Consider the following 310-nt stretch of genomic DNA (forward strand, 5'->3'; position numbering starts at 1 on the left):
TGCGGCTACATCATCTTCAACTTCCTCAACCTCAACGCCGGCTGGATCCATCGCATCGACAACGGTCACATCAACCGGCCTTGGCGTGCGCCGTCCTGGCTGCTCGGCATCGGGGCCATCTTCGCCTATGTCAACGCCATCTTCATGGGCGCCGGCGCCAAGGTGTGGAACCCGATGGCGCTGTGGGCCGGCCTGATCACCGCGGCGCTGATCATCCCGGTGTTCTGCTTCCGCCACTACATCCAGGACGGCGGCAAGTTCCCGGAGCACATGCTGGCCGATCTCGGCATGGCCGGGGCCGACCTCTCGG

General features: G+C 64.8%; 1 pseudogene. It reads left to right on the forward strand.

Annotation, left to right across the window (positions count from 1 at the left end):
- Positions 1-310, forward strand: a pseudogene (locus EN852_RS38425) (amino acid permease); the annotation flags it as partial.

Source organism: Mesorhizobium sp. M2E.F.Ca.ET.209.01.1.1, from assembly GCF_004010375.2.
Lineage (GTDB): Bacteria > Pseudomonadota > Alphaproteobacteria > Rhizobiales > Rhizobiaceae > Mesorhizobium.